Origin of the sequence: Serratia sp. CY33525 (genome assembly GCF_052169115.1) — a bacterium.
In the GTDB taxonomy this organism is placed as follows: domain Bacteria; phylum Pseudomonadota; class Gammaproteobacteria; order Enterobacterales; family Enterobacteriaceae; genus Serratia; species Serratia sarumanii.
Genome location: NZ_JBJNLK010000004.1, coordinates 57,490 through 71,930, shown reverse-complemented (window position 1 = coordinate 71,930; position 14,441 = coordinate 57,490). Strand labels below are relative to the sequence as shown.

Annotated in this window: 15 protein-coding genes; 4 read left to right on the top strand and 11 right to left on the bottom strand. The window is 62.1% G+C overall.

All coding sequences use genetic code 11. From position 1 onward, the window contains the following. Window positions 1-98 precede the first annotated feature (98 nt). The 4 genes from osmV to ACJ8IM_RS11655 form a co-directional block, all read right to left on the bottom strand. Complete coding sequence (osmV, locus tag ACJ8IM_RS11670; RefSeq protein WP_033638454.1) at window positions 99-1,238, bottom strand: osmoprotectant ABC transporter ATP-binding protein OsmV; 1,140 nt, start codon at window positions 1,236-1,238, stop codon at window positions 99-101. Then, on the bottom strand, window positions 1,235-1,885 hold the full coding sequence (osmW, locus tag ACJ8IM_RS11665) for an osmoprotectant ABC transporter permease OsmW (RefSeq protein WP_033638455.1): 651 nt from the start codon (window positions 1,883-1,885) through the stop codon (window positions 1,235-1,237). The genes osmV and osmW overlap by 4 nt, the downstream gene beginning before the upstream one ends. 11 nt (window positions 1,886-1,896) lie before the next feature. Continuing rightward, a complete protein-coding gene (locus tag ACJ8IM_RS11660) occupies window positions 1,897-2,754 on the bottom strand; it encodes a glycine betaine ABC transporter substrate-binding protein (protein WP_223307178.1) in 858 nt (285 codons plus the stop codon). Between the two features lie 64 nt (window positions 2,755-2,818). Beyond that, window positions 2,819-3,535 (bottom strand): ABC transporter permease, encoded by a 717-nt coding sequence (locus tag ACJ8IM_RS11655; protein WP_033638459.1) that lies wholly within the window; start codon window positions 3,533-3,535, stop codon window positions 2,819-2,821. A 508-nt stretch (window positions 3,536-4,043) separates the two neighbouring features. Between ACJ8IM_RS11655 and ACJ8IM_RS11650 the strand changes: the two genes are divergently transcribed. Continuing rightward, window positions 4,044-5,531, top strand: coding sequence for an MDR family MFS transporter (locus ACJ8IM_RS11650; RefSeq protein ID WP_101426872.1), 1,488 nt, complete (start codon window positions 4,044-4,046; stop codon window positions 5,529-5,531). A 56-nt stretch (window positions 5,532-5,587) separates the two neighbouring features. Here ACJ8IM_RS11650 and ACJ8IM_RS11645 read toward each other — a convergent pair whose 3' ends face one another. Continuing rightward, window positions 5,588-5,887 carry a DUF1161 domain-containing protein gene (locus ACJ8IM_RS11645; RefSeq protein ID WP_033654733.1) on the bottom strand — a complete coding sequence of 100 codons (300 nt, stop codon included), beginning with the start codon at window positions 5,885-5,887 and terminating at the stop codon, window positions 5,588-5,590. Between the two features lie 89 nt (window positions 5,888-5,976). Continuing rightward, window positions 5,977-6,345 (bottom strand): DUF1283 family protein, encoded by a 369-nt coding sequence (locus ACJ8IM_RS11640; RefSeq protein WP_004938560.1) that lies wholly within the window; start codon window positions 6,343-6,345, stop codon window positions 5,977-5,979. A gap of 148 nt (window positions 6,346-6,493) precedes the next feature. Here ACJ8IM_RS11640 and ACJ8IM_RS11635 point away from each other — a divergent pair, with 148 nt between their 5' ends. Next, complete coding sequence (locus ACJ8IM_RS11635; protein WP_004938563.1) at window positions 6,494-6,820, top strand: YnfA family protein; 327 nt, start codon at window positions 6,494-6,496, stop codon at window positions 6,818-6,820. Window positions 6,821-6,856: 36 nt separating this feature from the next. Here ACJ8IM_RS11635 and ydfG read toward each other — a convergent pair whose 3' ends face one another. After that, a complete protein-coding gene (gene ydfG / locus ACJ8IM_RS11630) occupies window positions 6,857-7,606 on the bottom strand; it encodes a bifunctional NADP-dependent 3-hydroxy acid dehydrogenase/3-hydroxypropionate dehydrogenase YdfG (RefSeq protein ID WP_025302722.1) in 750 nt (249 codons plus the stop codon). A 125-nt stretch (window positions 7,607-7,731) separates the two neighbouring features. Next, entirely contained in the window at window positions 7,732-8,253 is a 522-nt protein-coding gene (locus ACJ8IM_RS11625) for a GNAT family N-acetyltransferase (protein ID WP_033655179.1), read from the bottom strand. Here ACJ8IM_RS11625 and ACJ8IM_RS11620 point away from each other — a divergent pair. Then, window positions 8,245-8,412: a hypothetical protein gene (locus tag ACJ8IM_RS11620; protein WP_185745315.1), complete on the top strand. Its 168-nt coding sequence runs from the start codon at window positions 8,245-8,247 to the stop codon at window positions 8,410-8,412. The two genes, ACJ8IM_RS11625 and ACJ8IM_RS11620, sit on opposite strands and share 9 nt — an antisense overlap. A gap of 41 nt (window positions 8,413-8,453) precedes the next feature. Here the strand turns inward: ACJ8IM_RS11620 and fecA are convergent, their stop codons facing one another. The 3 genes from fecA to fecI form a co-directional block, all read right to left on the bottom strand. Further along, entirely contained in the window at window positions 8,454-10,805 is a 2,352-nt protein-coding gene (fecA, locus tag ACJ8IM_RS11615; RefSeq protein WP_033655180.1) for a TonB-dependent Fe(3+) dicitrate receptor FecA, read from the bottom strand. Window positions 10,806-10,919: 114 nt separating this feature from the next. Continuing rightward, window positions 10,920-11,876, bottom strand: coding sequence for a ferric citrate uptake sigma factor regulator FecR (gene fecR, locus ACJ8IM_RS11610; protein ID WP_033655181.1), 957 nt, complete (start codon window positions 11,874-11,876; stop codon window positions 10,920-10,922). Next, window positions 11,873-12,397 (bottom strand): ferric citrate uptake sigma factor FecI, encoded by a 525-nt coding sequence (gene fecI / locus ACJ8IM_RS11605; protein WP_033648234.1) that lies wholly within the window; start codon window positions 12,395-12,397, stop codon window positions 11,873-11,875. The genes fecR and fecI overlap by 4 nt, the downstream gene beginning before the upstream one ends. Before the next feature lie 425 nt (window positions 12,398-12,822). Between fecI and guaD the strand changes: the two genes are divergently transcribed. Further along, the gene (gene guaD, locus ACJ8IM_RS11600; protein ID WP_101455839.1) at window positions 12,823-14,145 is read left to right on the top strand and encodes a guanine deaminase; all 1,323 of its coding nucleotides are present in this window, start codon (window positions 12,823-12,825) and stop codon (window positions 14,143-14,145) included. Window positions 14,146-14,441: the final 296 nt, after the last annotated feature.

Below are 14,441 nucleotides of genomic sequence, written 5' to 3'. Positions count from 1 at the left end.
AAGGGTCATCAGCGCATTGTGCTTGGCGCTCCGGCCGATGACCAGTGAATCTTTAGCAAACTGCGGCGTGGGCGGGGCGGCGAGCGCCCCGGCGTGGGTTATTGCGGCGTCAGCACCCGGCGCGTGCGGCCGGAGCTGAGGTAGTCGGCGATGTAATCCTGCGAGATTTCGCCGCTGTAGCGGCCGTCTTCATCGACGATCGGCATCCAGGAGGTGTTGTGCTCGTACAGCTTCGACAGCACCACGCGCAGGTTCTCCTCCGCACGGGCGGTGACGCGGAAATGGTGCAGGCTGTCGGCGCAGACGCCCGGCGCGCCGCGCGCCTCGCGGCGCTTGACGTACCCCAGCGGCTTGCCGTCGGCGTCCACCACCGTCACCGAGCGGGCGTCGATATCGTCCATCAGCCCGAACGCTTCCACTAGCGGCGTCTCCCGCCGCACCGTCACCGTTTCCTGTTGATCGGCCACGTCGCCGGCCTGCACCAGCAGCAGGCGCTTCAGCGTGCGATCCTGGCCGACAAAGGAAGCGACGAAGTCGTTGGCCGGCCGCGCCAGCAGCTCATCGGCGCTGGCGTTCTGCACGATTTTGCCCTGGCGGAACACCGCGATGCGATCGCCGAGCTTCAGCGCTTCGTCGATGTCGTGGCTCACCAGCATCACGGTCTTTTTCAGCTGGCGCTGCATGTCGAGAAACTCGTTCTGGATGGTTTCGCGGTTGATCGGATCCACTGCGCCGAAGGGTTCATCCATCAGCAGCACCGGTGGATCGGCCGCCAGCGCGCGGATCACGCCGATGCGCTGCTGCTGCCCGCCAGACATCTCTTTCGGGTAGCGGTGCAAAAAACGCTTGGGATCCAGCGCCACCATGCTCATCAGCTCCTCGGCGCGATCGTGGCAGCGTTTTTTGTCCCAGCCCAGCATGCGCGGCACCACGGTAATGTTCTCCTCGATGGTCATGTTGGGAAACAGGCCGATCTGCTGGATGACGTAGCCGATTTTGCGGCGCAGGCTGACGGTATCCAGCGCGCTGGTGTCTTCGCCGTTGACCAGAATGGTGCCGCCGGTGGGTTCGATCAGGCGGTTGATCATCTTCAGCGTGGTGGTTTTGCCGCAGCCGGAAGGGCCGAGCAGCACGCAGATTTCGCCTTCCGGCACGTCCAGATTGATGTTGTCTACGGCGTTGAACGGCGTGCCGTTCTTTTGCATGAACTGTTTGGTCAGATTTTCCAATTTAATCATGAGCGGATCCCCTTGGGCGTTAGCGCAATTTGCAAGCGGTGCAATAACCAATCGAGGACGATCGCCAGCAGGCTGATCATCACGGCGCCGGTAATCAACTGGCGAATGTCGCTGCTGCTGATTCCGTTGAGCAGCAGCAGGCCGAGGCCGCCGGCGCCGATCACCGCAGCGATCGCCATCACGCCGATATTCATCACCACGGCGGTGCGGATGCCGCCGAAAATCACCGGCAGCGCCACCGGGATCTCCACCCAGCGCAGGCGTTGCCAGAACGTCATGCCGATGCCGCGGCCGGCTTCGCGCAGCCCGCCGGGCAGGTTGTCGAGCGCGGTGTGGGTGTTGCGCACGATTGGCAGCAGCGAGTAAAGGAACACCGCGGTGATCGCCGGCACGTAGCCGATGCCGTGGCCGATTAAGGAAAACAGCGGGATCATCAGCCCGAACAGGGCGATGGAGGGCACGGTCAGCACCAGCGTGGCCAGGCTCAGCACCGGCGTCGCCAGCCATTTGTGGCGGACGATCAGCACGCCGAGCGGCACGCCGATCAGGATCGCCAGGCCGACGGCGACGCCGACCAGCAGCAGATGTTCCAGCGTCAATCCAGCGATATAGGCCCAGTTTTGCCAGGCGTAAAGTATGGTATTCATCACATGCCTCCCTAAATCAGGCCGCGCTGCTTGAGGAACGCGTCGGCGACCTGTTGCGGCGTCTGGTAGTCGATATCCACCCTGGCGTTAAGCTCGGTGATCACCTGATTGTTGAACTGTTTCGACAGCGTGTTCAGCGCCTCTTCCAGCCCCGGCGTGTTTTGCAACACGTCGGCGCGCACCACCGGCGTGACCGCATAGCTCGGGAAGTAACCCTTGTCGTCTTCGAGCACCTGCAGATCGAAGCCTTTCACCCGGCCGTCGGTGGTGTACACCAGCCCGGCGTCGACGAAGCCGTCGCGGATGGCGTTGTAGACCAGGCCGGGGTCCATTTGGCGGATTTGCGGACGATCGAGCGGCATGTCGTACAGCGCCTGCATCGGCTTCAGGCCGTCCGAGCGGCCGGCAAACTCCAGATCCAGCCCCAGCAGCCAGTTGTGTTTCGGGTCGGTTTTACGCACCTGTTCCACTTTGGCCACCAGCTGCGACATGGTGCGAATCTGCTCTTTTTCCGCGCGCTGGCGCTGCATGGCGAAGGCGTAGGTGTTGTTCATGTCCGCCGGCTGCAGCCACACCAGGCCGAGTTTGGCGTCGAGCTTTTTCACCGTGTCGTAAGTTTCCTGCGGCGTCATGCGCTTATTGATGTGGTTAAAGATGATCAGCGAGGTGCCGGTGTATTCCCAGGTCATGTCGATCTGTTTGTTGATCATGGCGTTGCGGGTGATCACCGTGGCCAGATTGGTCTTGGGTTCGACCTGAAAACCCTTGGCCCGCAGGTATTGCACGGTGATCGCCGACAGAATGCGCTGTTCGGTAAAGTTCTTGCTCGCCAGCGTCAGCGGGGCGGCCCAGGCGGCCGCGCCGGTCATCAGCAAGGAGAACAGCAGCGCGTGGCGGAGGCGTTGTAACCATCGAGTCATCGCGTTTCTCCCATCAGGATGCGGTGTGCGGGCTGAGCCGGCGGCCGAGACCGGCCAGCGCCAGATCGAGCAGCAGGGCGATCAGCGCGGTGGCGGCGGCGCCGAGGATCAGCGTCGGGAAGTCGTTCAGGTAGATGCCGGGGAAGATCAGTTCGCCGTAGCTGCTGGCGCCGATCAAAAATGCCAGCGGCGCGGTGCCGACGTTGATCGCCATTGCGATGCGCACCCCGGCGAAGATCACCGGCAGGGCGTTGGGCAGTTCGACCTGGCGCAGCCGCTGCCCGGCGGTCATGCCAATACCGTTGGCGGCCTCGACCAGCGCCGGCGGCACCGAACGCAGGCCGGCATAGGTATTGCGCACGATGGGCAGCAGCGAGGCGAGGAACAGCGCCACCACCGCCGGCCGGTCGCCGATGCCGATGATCACCATCGCCAGCGCCAGCACCGCCAGCGGCGGCAGGGTGTTGCCGACGTTAAAGATCTGCATCACGTGCTCCGCCCAGCGGCGGGCGAAAGGGCGGCTCAGCAGGATGCCGCTGGGAATGCCGACCAGCAGCGACAGCAGCATGGAGCACGCCACCAGGAACATGTGCTGCTGGCCGAGGTAAATCAAATCTTCCCGGCGCGACTTGAGGGTTTCCCAGCCGATGCCGTAAACCAGCAGCGCGACGACGGCGATAAACAGCAGGCTCCCGAGGAGCAGGCGCCGGTATGGCGCTGACTTGTGCATGATGTTGCGTCCTCCGTTGCGCGGAGCGGCCGATAGGCGGCGCATTCCGCTCTGATTGTTACCCACTGCCCGGCGGGCGTGGCGGTACAAAACGGGCGTTTCGCATGAGGTTAGCGAGATTGAGCGAAGGGTGCGTTCGGCACAGCGTGCTGAACGTAGGCTCAATACGTGAGTTAATCAGCATAAGATACTGATATTTAAACCCGAGAAAGCACGAAGCCCAAAGGCGCCGGCTAGGGAAGGTATAGCACCCTGACGTTGAGCGTGCCAAGTTTTATGAACAAAATCAGCTGATTGAGTTTGCCCAGATTGGCGCCGCAGACCGCGTCAGCGCTGGGATGCGTGGAAAGTAAAAAAAATCCGCAGCAAAACGTTACGCCGTAACAATCAGTCCAAATGGTGCGATTCGCCGCCGGCAAAGGCAGGATGTGAGGGCGGATAGACTCGGCGCAGACGCTTGCTGATATACTCAAGGAAAATAAAAACGCCAGGAAGCCTGCATAACGCCATGACAAATAACGTTTCACCCGCACCCATCACCCACCGCCCGCTGATCCTGATCGCCTGCATGCTGGCGATGTTCATGTCGGCGATCGAAGCCACCATCGTCGCCACCGCCATGCCGACCATCATCGGCGATCTCGGCGGCTTTTCGCTGCTGGGCTGGGTGTTCGCGGTCTATTTGCTGGCGCAGGCGATCACCATTCCCATCTACGGCCGGCTGGCGGATCTCTACGGCCGCAAGCGGGTGTTCTTCTTCGGCGCCACGCTGTTCCTGCTGGGATCGGTGCTGTGCGGCTTCGCCCCCGACATGTATTGGCTGATCGGCTTCCGTCTGCTGCAGGGGCTGGGCGCCGGCGCCATCATGCCGATCGCCTCCACCATCATCGGCGACATCTACAGCGCCACCGAGCGGCCGAAGGTGATGGGCTATCTGTCGAGCGTGTGGGGCGTGTCGGCGATCATCGGCCCGCTGCTGGGGGCGTTTATCGTGCAGCACCTGCCGTGGGCGCTGGTTTTCTGGGTCAACCTGCCGATCGGCCTGCTGGCGATGCTTTTCCTCTGGCGCTATCTGCCGGCGCATCAGCAGCTGCGGCGGCACGCGCTGGATCTGGCGGGCACCGCCTGGCTGACGCTGTTTGTTTCGGCGCTGCTGCTGGCGTTGTTGCAGGTGGAAAGCTTGGGATGGTGGGTGGTACCGTTGCTCGCGCTGGCGGCGGCGTCGCTGGCGCTGCTTGTCCGCCAGGAGCGGCGCGCGGTCGAACCTCTGTTCCCGCTGGCGCTGTGGCAAAGCCGGGTGATCGTCGCCGGCAACATCGGCGGGCTGGTGATCGGCGCGGCGATGATGGGCATCAGCGCCTTCCTGCCTACTTTCATTCAGGGCGTAATGGGCGGCTCGCCGCTGGAGGCGGGCACCACGCTGGCGCTGATGTCGATCGGTTGGCCGTTGGCCAGCACGCTGAGCGGCCGTTTGATGCTGATGACCTCGTACCGCGCGACGGCGTTGCTGGGTGCGCTGCTGTTGGTGGCGGGCGGCCTGATCCTGCTGATGCTGCAGCCGACCGGCGGCCTGCTGTGGGGCCGGGTGGCGGCGTTTATGGTCGGCGCCGGCATGGGGTTGTGCAACACCACGTTTTTAGTGTCGGTGCAGAACGCGGCGCATTACAGCATTCGCGGCATCGCCACCGCCTGTACGGTGTTTACCCGCATGGTGGGTTCGGCCATCGGCACTGCGATTTTGGGCGCCACGCTGAACCTCAACCTGCAGTGGCGTTTGCCGGAGGTTGACGATCCGGTGCAGCGGCTGATGGAGCCGGCGGTGCGGCAGAGCATGGGAAGCGAAGCGCTGGCGCAGCTGATCCAGCAGGTGGCGGCTTCGCTGCATTGGGTGTTCCTGGCGTCGGCGTTGGTGTCGTTGCTGGCGTTGGCGGCGGCGATGCTGATCCCGGCGCGTTGTCGACCGCAGGGCGAAGGGGAAGAGGCGGAGCAGGCGTAAGGGAAAAGTAAAGGGCGCGGCTGTGAATGAACTGCGCCCTGGATAGCCGATGCGGCTTACTGCGTGTTGGAGGTATCCTGGCTGCTGCCGGTCTGCGCCGCGTCACCGCGATCGTCGCCATTGTTCAGGCGGGTATAGACGATCTTCTGGGTGTCGTTTTCGCAGTGGCCGACCACTTGGCCGCCCGCTTGATCGGCCTGATCGTTAGGCACGATCTCCAGTTTGAAGCCGGACTCCGGAACGCCGTTATTGATGATTTTCTGCGAAATGTCCGCTTTCACGCTTTCGCAGGAGGCCAGAGCCGCGAACGGCGCGCCGGCCAGCAAGACAGCGGTTAATATCAGCGTTTTCTTCATCACGTCATCCTTTTAGACAATGGACTTCCTGTAACAGGATAGCAGTAATGGCGGCCGGGTTTCACGCTTGCCCGCCCGCCGCAGGCGGATTAAGGATTAATCCGACGCCCGGTCTGACGATCCAGACATTTACGGGTGTCAGGCTCCCAGTACGCGTTGACGTTGTTGCTGTCGTTGCAGCGATCTTCATCATCCGCCGCGCGATCGGCCTTGTCGAACTCTTTCTCGACGCGAGTGTTAACCTTGTGGCGCAGGGATTTGGTATCATTCCACTGCTCTTTGCTCTGGCGTGCTTCTTCGGTGCTCATCGCGCCGCTGCCTTTGCCATCGACGGTGACGCAGGTGCTGCCCTGCGTGCAGGTGGCGGCCAGCGCCGGCGCCTGCCAGGCGCCCATAACGGCCAGCATGGCGACCGGCAGCATCCCGCGCAGCAGTCGTTGGGTCGAAAATGTTTTCATCGTTTCATCCTTATGAGTGAGTGCGCCTGATGATGGCGACACTGGCGTTACTTCGCCCGCAGGCGTGGTGACAAATATACCACCGCGCTTCTGAAATTCACCAGCCAAGCGCCGATTCGTTTACTTTATCGAGAGAAAACTGCGACCGATGTTAAAAACCACGCTGTTGTTTTTCGCCACTGCCCTGGCTGAAATTATCGGCTGTTTCTTGCCTTATCTCTGGCTCAAAAAGCAGGGCAGCGCCTGGCTATTGCTGCCGGCGGCATTGAGCCTGATGCTGTTTGTCTGGCTGTTGACGCTGCATCCGGCGGCCAGCGGGCGGGTCTATGCGGCCTACGGCGGCGTGTATGTGGCGACGGCGTTGCTGTGGCTGCGGGTGGTGGACGGGGTGAAGCTGTCTGCGCTGGACTGGGTGGGCGCGGGGGTGGCGCTGGCGGGCATGTTGATCATCGTTTCCGGCTGGCGCGCAGCCTGAGTAAACACGGCGGGAGTCGCCTCCCGCCGCCGGAGATCAGGCACCGCGGTGGATGTTCAGCCCGGCGAAGGACTGGCTGACCGGCATCATTTCCAGCGTGTTGATGTTGACGCGCGCCGGCAACGTCGCGACCCAGAACACCGACTCGGCGATGTCTTCCGGCGTCAGCGCATCGGCGCCTTCGTAGGTTTTGTTGACCTTGCCGTCATCGCCCTTGAAGCGCACGTTGGAGAACTCGGTGCCGCCCACCAGGCCCGGCTCGATATCGGTCACGCGGATGCGCGTGCCGTGCAGATCGGCGCGCAGGCCCAGGCTGAACTGTTTGACGAACGCCTTGGTGGCGCCGTACACGTTGCCGCCGGCGTAAGGCCAGTTGGCGGCGGTGGAGCCGATGTTGATCACATGGCCGACGTTGCGCTCGACCATGGCCGGCAGCAGCGCGCGCGTCATGTTCACCAGCCCTTTGGCGTTGGTGTCGATCATGGTTTCCCAGTCATCGGCGTTGGCCTTGTGCGCCGGCTCCAGCCCCAGCGCCAGCCCGGCGTTGTTCACCAGCACGTCGATCTGGCGCAGCTCGGCCGGCAGTGCTTCGATCGCCTGTTGAATGGCGGCGCGGTTGCGCACGTCGAGCCGCACGATGTGCAGCGCTTGCCCTAATTCGTCCTGCAGCTCTTCGAGACGCTCAAGGCGGCGCCCGGCGGCGATCACCTGATGGCCTTCACGGATAAAACGGCGTGCGATTGCCTCGCCGAAACCGGAGGTGGCGCCGGTAACAAAAATAATCATGTTGCTGTTCCTCAACTGTTTTTACCCTACATGCCTCTATCATTAGCACAAACCCGCTGGCAGTGGCAGCGGTTATCGCGGCGCAGAGAAAAAAAGGCCGCACCGGGCCGGCGGCCCGATGCTGATTAGCGCTGAGGCGGCAGGTGGTAGACCACGGCGTCATACTTGATGTTTTCACGCTTACCGGCCAGCACGCCGCCCAGCGACTCGGCGAGGCGGCGGCTGGCGGTATTTTGCTCGGCCACCGGGTAGATAAGGTGCTGAGGCTGAAAGCGCTCGCTGACCCAGCGCGCGATGCCCTGCACGATTTCGCGCCCGTAGCCCTGGCCGTGCAGGCTCTCTTTCACCCAGATGCCCAGCTCCGGGGTGCGGCTGCGCAGGTTGTGCGCGCCGCCGACGCCGACAAACTGCCGGTCTTCGCGCCGACGGGCGACGAAGATCACTTCTTCGCCTTCGCGCATCAGCGGCAGCCAGCCTTGCCAGACGTTGGCGAAATCTTCCGGCGACGCCTCCGGTTCAAAGGCCATAAAGCGCGTCAGAGTGGGGGTGATCGCCTGGTAAACATCGTCGGCGTCTGCTGCGGTAAAGGGGGCAATCAACAAACGGTCGGTGTCCACGCGGCACTGAGAAAGGTCATTATGATTCATCTTATTTTCCCTCGCTTTTCAGGCCAGAACGGCAAAAAATCCGCGCCCATAAATCAGGGCGGATCGTCGATATTACGCGCATTGACGGCAGAAGCGACTTATTTTTCGCCGCTTGGGCAAGATGGAAAGATCGGGATTGGTGACAATGTCACGTTATGAATGAAGCGGCGAGCGCGCTGAGGTGCGCCCGCCGCCGGGGATCAGAACTTCACCGAGCCTTGCAGATAGATCGTGCGCGGCTGGCCGATGTACAGACCTTTGTTATTGTCGTCATAGGCACGGGTGAAATACTCGTGGTTGAACAGGTTTTTCACGCCGACGCCCAGATTCAGGCCGGCCATTTCCGGGCCGAAATCATAGGCGGCGCGCACGCCCCACAGCATATAGCCGGGAATGCGACCGGTGCTGCCGTCGGCGCTTTCCGCCACGGTGTTGGCGTTATCGGCGAACTGGCTGGATTGGAACTCGCCGTTGAGGTTAAACGCCCAGTTGCCCGGCGTGTAGTCCAGCCCCAGCGTGCCTTTATGTTTCGGTGAGAACGGCACCTGGTTGCCCTTGTAGCCGCCGTCTTCGCGGATAGTGGCGTTGACGTAGGCGTAGCTGGCGTAGGCGGTCAGATCGTCCAGTTTCGGCGTCAGCTGCGACAGATCGTAACGCAGGCTGCCCTCCAGCCCGGCGTGGCGAGTTTTGCCGCGCGCGGTCACGCTGTCGGTCACCTGGTTGGAGTCGTACTGGTTGTTGAAGTTGATCAGGAACAGCCCGATCTCGCCGGTCAGCGCATCGCCGGCGTAGCGGGTGCCCAGCTCCCAGGTGCGCGCCTTCTCCGGTTCAATCTTGCCGCTGTCGACCGCTTTGCCCATCTGGCTGTACTGCACGGTGCCGAAGGAGCCTTCGGTGTTGGCGTACAGGTTCCAGTATTCGTTAAGGTGATACATCACGTTCAACGCCGGCAGCGGCGCGTTATAGCTGACGTCGAGGCGGTTGTTCTTGATGTAGTTGTTCTGATACGACTTGATGTACTCGTAGCGCATGCCTGGCGTGATGGTCCAGTCGCCGATGTCGATGCGATCGTCGATATAGAAGGCGTGCGCCTCGGTGCCGGACTGGGTATCGCGATCGTACGGGCTGGCGCTGGACGGCAGCCGGCCGGTGCTGGCCTTGCTGGTGTAGCGCAGCTCGTGGGTGGATTCGCTGACGTAGCGGTAGCCGACGCCGACCTCATGCGCCGAGTCTCCCCAGCGGAAGCTCTGGCTGTAGCGCGGTTCCACGCCGCGCACCCAGTATTCGCGCGGTGACAGCGTCAGATTTTTGCCCTGATCCAGATAGCCGCTGCGCAGGGTGTAGGTGTAGAAGCTCTGCACGTCGAACTTGTGCTGTTGATCCGGCTGATACTGATAGCCGAAGTTCGCCAGCTGGCGGCGGCCCCAGAACTTGTCGTACGGGCGCGTCGACTGGAACGGGTTGGCGTTGTAGTCCGCCCGGCTCAGGCCGCCCGGCATGTCCGCTTCGCCTTCGTAGTATTGCAGCAGGCTATTGAAGGTGTGCACCTCGTTCGGGGCGTAACGGCTTTTCAGCATCACGTCGTCAATCTTGGTTGCGCTGTGCTCGCGCCAGTCGCTGCCGCGGGTGCCGGAGTAGAGCAGCGCCGCGCCGAAGCCGTTGTCGGCAGTGCCGCCGATCATCAGGTTGCCGGTGCCTTTCGGGTGATCCTGGCGCGAGGTCGGGCTGAGCTGCCCCTGCATGCCGGCCTCCATGCCGAAGGTTTTCGGGATGGCGCGGGTGACGAAGTTGACGACGCCGCCGACGCTCTGCGGCCCGTAGCGCACCGCGCCGCCGCCGCGCACCACGTCGATCGCGTCCATATTGCCGAGCGAGACCGGCGCCAGCGACAGCTGCGGCTGGCCGTAAGGCGCGAAGGGCACCGGGATGCCGTCCATCAGCACGGTGGAGCGGCTGGCGAGGCGCGGGTTGAGGCCGCGAATGCCGAAGTTCAGCGCCATGTCATGGCTGCCGGTGCCGTTGTTCTCCGGCGCCACCACGCCCGGCACCCGGTTCAACGCTTCGCGCACGGTGGTGGTGCCGGTTTTGGCGAATTCTTCGCGGCGCACCACGTCGCGCGCGCCGGGATGTTCGAACACGTCTACCTGGCGGCCTTCCGCCAGCCAGTCACCGACCACGGTGATGTCTTCTTCCTTCTGCGGCTGCGGCCGTTTGGCCAGCGTGTAACCGTTGTTGCCGAGCGCTTTAGCCTGCAGGCCGCTGCCCGCCAGCAGGGCGTTCAGGCCGTCATCAACGCCGTAGCTGCCGCTCAGGCCCGGCGAACGTTTACCGGCGGTCAGCGTGCCGTCCACCGAGAGCGCGATGCCGGCGCGAGCGGCGAAAGCGTTCAGCGCGCCGTCCAACTCACCGGCCGGAATATGATAGGCTGCGGCGGCGCTGGCGGCGCTCGCCGTCAGCGGTGCGGCGAATGCCAGGCCAATAGCCACGGCCAGCGGCGTGGCGCGTTTTCCCCAAAGCGAAGCCGGCGCTACTTTTCCCCAAGCGTTGTTCATACCTTCTCCTGAATCATTTTTTATTTATTGCTGCAGTGTTTTCCTGGGAGTCGGATGAGCGAAGCAAAAGGGACAATCAAGAATGCGATTTTTTATCATTTTCATTTAAAAAATTCAGGCGGGAACGATTTGCAGCCAATAACGGGTAAAGCTTTGCAGGCGCACCGGCAGCGTCTGGCTGAGCAGGGCGAGGGCGCGATCGGTATCGTTGAGCGGGAAACTGCCGCTGACGCGCAGGCCGGCGACGGCCGGATCGCAGCTCAGGTGGCCGCGTCGGTAGCGCGCCAGTTCGGCGATCACCCGGTCCAGCCGCCATTGGCTGACGCTCAGCACGCCGCGCAGCCAGCCGTCCTGCGCCGCAGCCGGTTGCTTGTCGCTGAAGGCCGAGGCGCTGAAGCCGATCTGTTCCCCGGCGTCCACCCGGCGCGTTTGCTGCGGATCCTGCGCCAGCTGCGCTTCGACCGCATGCTCCAGCACCGTCAGGCGCGTCTCGCCGCCGATCTCGCGCACCAAAAAGCGGGTGCCGAGCGCGCGCATCGCCCCCTGCGGGCTTTGCACCCACAGCGGCCGGGGGTCGCGCCCGGTAATCAGGCTGATTTCTCCGGCGTGCAAACGGATCAACCGTTGACGATCGTCGTAATGCACGTCCACCGCACTGGCGGTGTTCAGCACCAGCTGGGTGCCGTCGCTTAACACAATGGGTTTGATTTCGCCGGTGGCGGTGCGGTAGTCGGCGCGCAGCTCCCGGCCGAACGGCGATTGGTAAAGGAAACCGCCGCCGCCTACGCCAAGCAACAGCAGCAGGCTTTTCAGCAGGGTGCGGCGGTCGATCGCCGACTGGCGGCCGGCGCGATCGAGCGCGCGGTAGCTGAACTTGCCCGGCACGCCCTGCAGCTGGCTCTGCAGCGCTTCGACGCGCTGCCAGGCCCAGCGGTGATCGGCGTGCTGCTGGTGCCAGGCTTGCCACTGTAGGCGCTGGCGGTCGGTGACGTGCTCATCGCACAACAGGGCATACCAGTGTGCGGCCATCTTCAGCGCCTGGCGCTGCTCGGGGGTAATGGCGTTGCTCATGAGAAAACGTCGTTTTCCAGGCTGAACAGCAGGCAATGCTCGGTGGCCTTGGCCATGTATTTTTTAACCGAACTGACCGACACGCCGAGACGCACGGCGATGTCCGCATAGCCCAGGCCTTCGAGCTGCGACAGCAGAAAGGCCTGTTTCGCTTTCGGCCCCAGGCCGTCGAGCATGGCGTCTATCTGCTGCAGGCTTTCCAACAGGCTCTGGCGCTGTTCCGGCGACGGGGCGTAGCCTTCCGGGATCAGCGTCAGCATCTCCAGATAGGCGCGCTCCAGCGTTCTGCGGCGGAACAGATCGACCATCACCCGCTTGGCGACGGTGACCAGAAAGTCTTTCGGCTCGCGCAGGGTCTCCGCGGCGTCGCTTTTCAGCAGGCGCATAAAGGTGTCCTGCGCCACATCGTCCGCGTCGAAGGCGCAACCCAGCCGACGGCGCAACCATCCCTGCAACCAGGCGTGATGGGTGGCGTAAAGGCGCGACAGCGCGGCGTGCGGGGCGGAAGCGGTGGCGGACATGGTTTTCGCATTGCTGGTCAAAAAGATGCGCGGATGATAATTGAGAATGGTTATCGTTTCAAGTTTGTCGGGTGGGTTCCTGAATGGTTCCGACCTCTTTTTATCGCCTTGAAATAGGCTGACGGGCGTGAAAATATCCCTTTGCCCATTAAAGGTGCAGCAACGGTGTTATTTCGGTAAGCAAACGGTTGCTATTAGTCTGCCGTCGAAGATCGCCGCGTGTTTTATTCTTTTTCTTCGGTTGGTTTTCTTTGTTTAATTAGTATCACTTTGTTTTAACGTGAAAATATATTTTATGTCGGTCTATTGGCACACGGCTTGCTATGCTTAACCCGGTCTTTAAGTTTGGGCAACAGAAGGCATTGTTTCATCGGCGCAGGTTATTATGCGGGTGAGATTGGCCGGTCGTCACAAGGAAGAAAATAATGGCACTGCAATTCACCACGGCTATTCGTGGCAATTTTTTTGATATCGCGGCCTGCGTGGAGGAACCGCAACAGCTTGACGAACGCCTGCGGCACATTCCCGACGGTTTGTTGCTGCTGAACGGGGGCGTCATCGTCTGGTTCGGCAGCTGGCAGCAGGGCGAGGCGCTGCTGCCGCCGGGTTTCGCGGTCACGGAGTATCGCGACAAACCGATCGTACCGGGCTTTATCGACACCCATATCCACTATCCGCAAACCGAAATTATTGGCGCCTATGGCGACCAACTGCTGGACTGGTTAAATAATTACACCTTCCCGACCGAAAGCCGCTATGGCTGCGAGCGGCACGCCGACGCGATGTCGGCCTTCTTTCTGCGGGAGTTGCTGAGCAACGGCACCACCACCGCGCTGGTGTTCGGCAGCGTGCATCCGCAGTCGGTCGATGCGCTGTTCAGCCAGGCGCAAACGCTGAACATGCGCCTGATCGCCGGTAAGGTGATGATGGATCGCCATGCGCCGCAGGCGCTGCTGGAAACGCCGGAGCAGAGTTACCGCGACACGCGCGAGTTGATTGCACGCTGGCACGGCAAAGGCCGCCTCGGTTACGCCATTACGCCGCGCTTTGCGCCAACCAGCACCCCGGCGCTGCTGGCGCAGGTGCAGCGGCTGCGCGAAGAATTCCCCGACGTGTGGCTGCAGACGCACCTGAGCGAGAATCCGCAGGAAGTGGCCTGGGTAAAATCGCTGTTCCCGCAAAGCCAAAGCTATCTGGACGTTTACCATCGCTACGGCATGACCGGCGGCAAAAGCGTGTTCGCACACTGCCTGCACCTGGAGGAGCAGGAGTGGGACTGCCTGTGCGAGACCCGCTCGGCGATCGCCTTTTGCCCCACCTCCAACCTGTTCCTCGGCAGCGGGCTGTTCGACCTGCAGCAGGCCTGGCGCAAGCGGGTGAAGCTCGGCATCGGCACCGATGTGGGGGCAGGCACCTCCTTCAATATGTTGCGCACGCTGGGTGAGGCGTACAAGGTCGGCCAGCTGCAGCATTACCGGCTCTCCGCTGTAGAAGCGTTCTATCACGCCACTCTGGGCGGCGCCCGCGCGCTGTCGCTGGACGACAAAATCGGCAACTTCGACGTCGGCAAAGAGGCGGATTTCGTGGTGCTCGATCCGGCGGTCACGCCGCTGCAGCAGTTGCGCTACGCCAACAGCGCCACGCCGGCGGAACAAGGCTTCGTGCTGATGACGCTGGGGGACGATCGCAATATTTATCGCACCTATGTGGACGGAAAGGTGGTTTATCAGGCGGCGGTGTCAGACTGATTTCATTCGCGGTGCCGGCGCATAGGCATATTGGAATACGCCGACACCGCGTGGCGACAATTTTAACATAAGGAAGTGAAAGCCTTGATAGCGTTATTGCTGCACACGTTGTGGACGAAAAACAGACAATGGAAGGGCGGCGCATGATTATTTATTGGACATGCCGAGATGTAGTCTGAATACGATTATTTGGTTAGGGGACTCTTTATTGGTTTTTTATGAATATACCTAGTGATATACAGCCATGTTGCTGGATAAGTGCGTAAAAAGCATTGCATTTCTTCGGGGGGCTCTAT

Bases quoted from the DNA above. Each gene is read 5' to 3' on its own strand.
- osmV (WP_033638454.1), bottom strand. From the start codon at position 1,238: ATGATTAAATTGGAAAATCTGACCAAACAGTTCATGCAAAAGAACGGC.
- guaD (WP_101455839.1), top strand. From the start codon at position 12,823: ATGGCACTGCAATTCACCACGGCTATTCGTGGCAATTTTTTTGATATC.
- fecR (WP_033655181.1), bottom strand. From the start codon at position 11,876: ATGAGCAACGCCATTACCCCCGAGCAGCGCCAGGCGCTGAAGATGGCC.
- ACJ8IM_RS11650 (WP_101426872.1), top strand. From the start codon at position 4,044: ATGACAAATAACGTTTCACCCGCACCCATCACCCACCGCCCGCTGATC.
- fecI (WP_033648234.1), bottom strand. From the start codon at position 12,397: ATGTCCGCCACCGCTTCCGCCCCGCACGCCGCGCTGTCGCGCCTTTAC.
- ACJ8IM_RS11645 (WP_033654733.1), bottom strand. From the start codon at position 5,887: ATGAAGAAAACGCTGATATTAACCGCTGTCTTGCTGGCCGGCGCGCCG.
- ydfG (WP_025302722.1), bottom strand. From the start codon at position 7,606: ATGATTATTTTTGTTACCGGCGCCACCTCCGGTTTCGGCGAGGCAATC.
- ACJ8IM_RS11660 (WP_223307178.1), bottom strand. From the start codon at position 2,754: ATGACCGGCGCGGCCGCCTGGGCCGCCCCGCTGACGCTGGCGAGCAAG.
- ACJ8IM_RS11620 (WP_185745315.1), top strand. From the start codon at position 8,245: ATGATTCATCTTATTTTCCCTCGCTTTTCAGGCCAGAACGGCAAAAAA.
- ACJ8IM_RS11635 (WP_004938563.1), top strand. From the start codon at position 6,494: ATGTTAAAAACCACGCTGTTGTTTTTCGCCACTGCCCTGGCTGAAATT.
- ACJ8IM_RS11655 (WP_033638459.1), bottom strand. From the start codon at position 3,535: ATGCACAAGTCAGCGCCATACCGGCGCCTGCTCCTCGGGAGCCTGCTG.
- osmW (WP_033638455.1), bottom strand. From the start codon at position 1,885: ATGAATACCATACTTTACGCCTGGCAAAACTGGGCCTATATCGCTGGA.
- fecA (WP_033655180.1), bottom strand. From the start codon at position 10,805: ATGAACAACGCTTGGGGAAAAGTAGCGCCGGCTTCGCTTTGGGGAAAA.
- ACJ8IM_RS11625 (WP_033655179.1), bottom strand. From the start codon at position 8,253: ATGAATCATAATGACCTTTCTCAGTGCCGCGTGGACACCGACCGTTTG.
- ACJ8IM_RS11640 (WP_004938560.1), bottom strand. From the start codon at position 6,345: ATGAAAACATTTTCGACCCAACGACTGCTGCGCGGGATGCTGCCGGTC.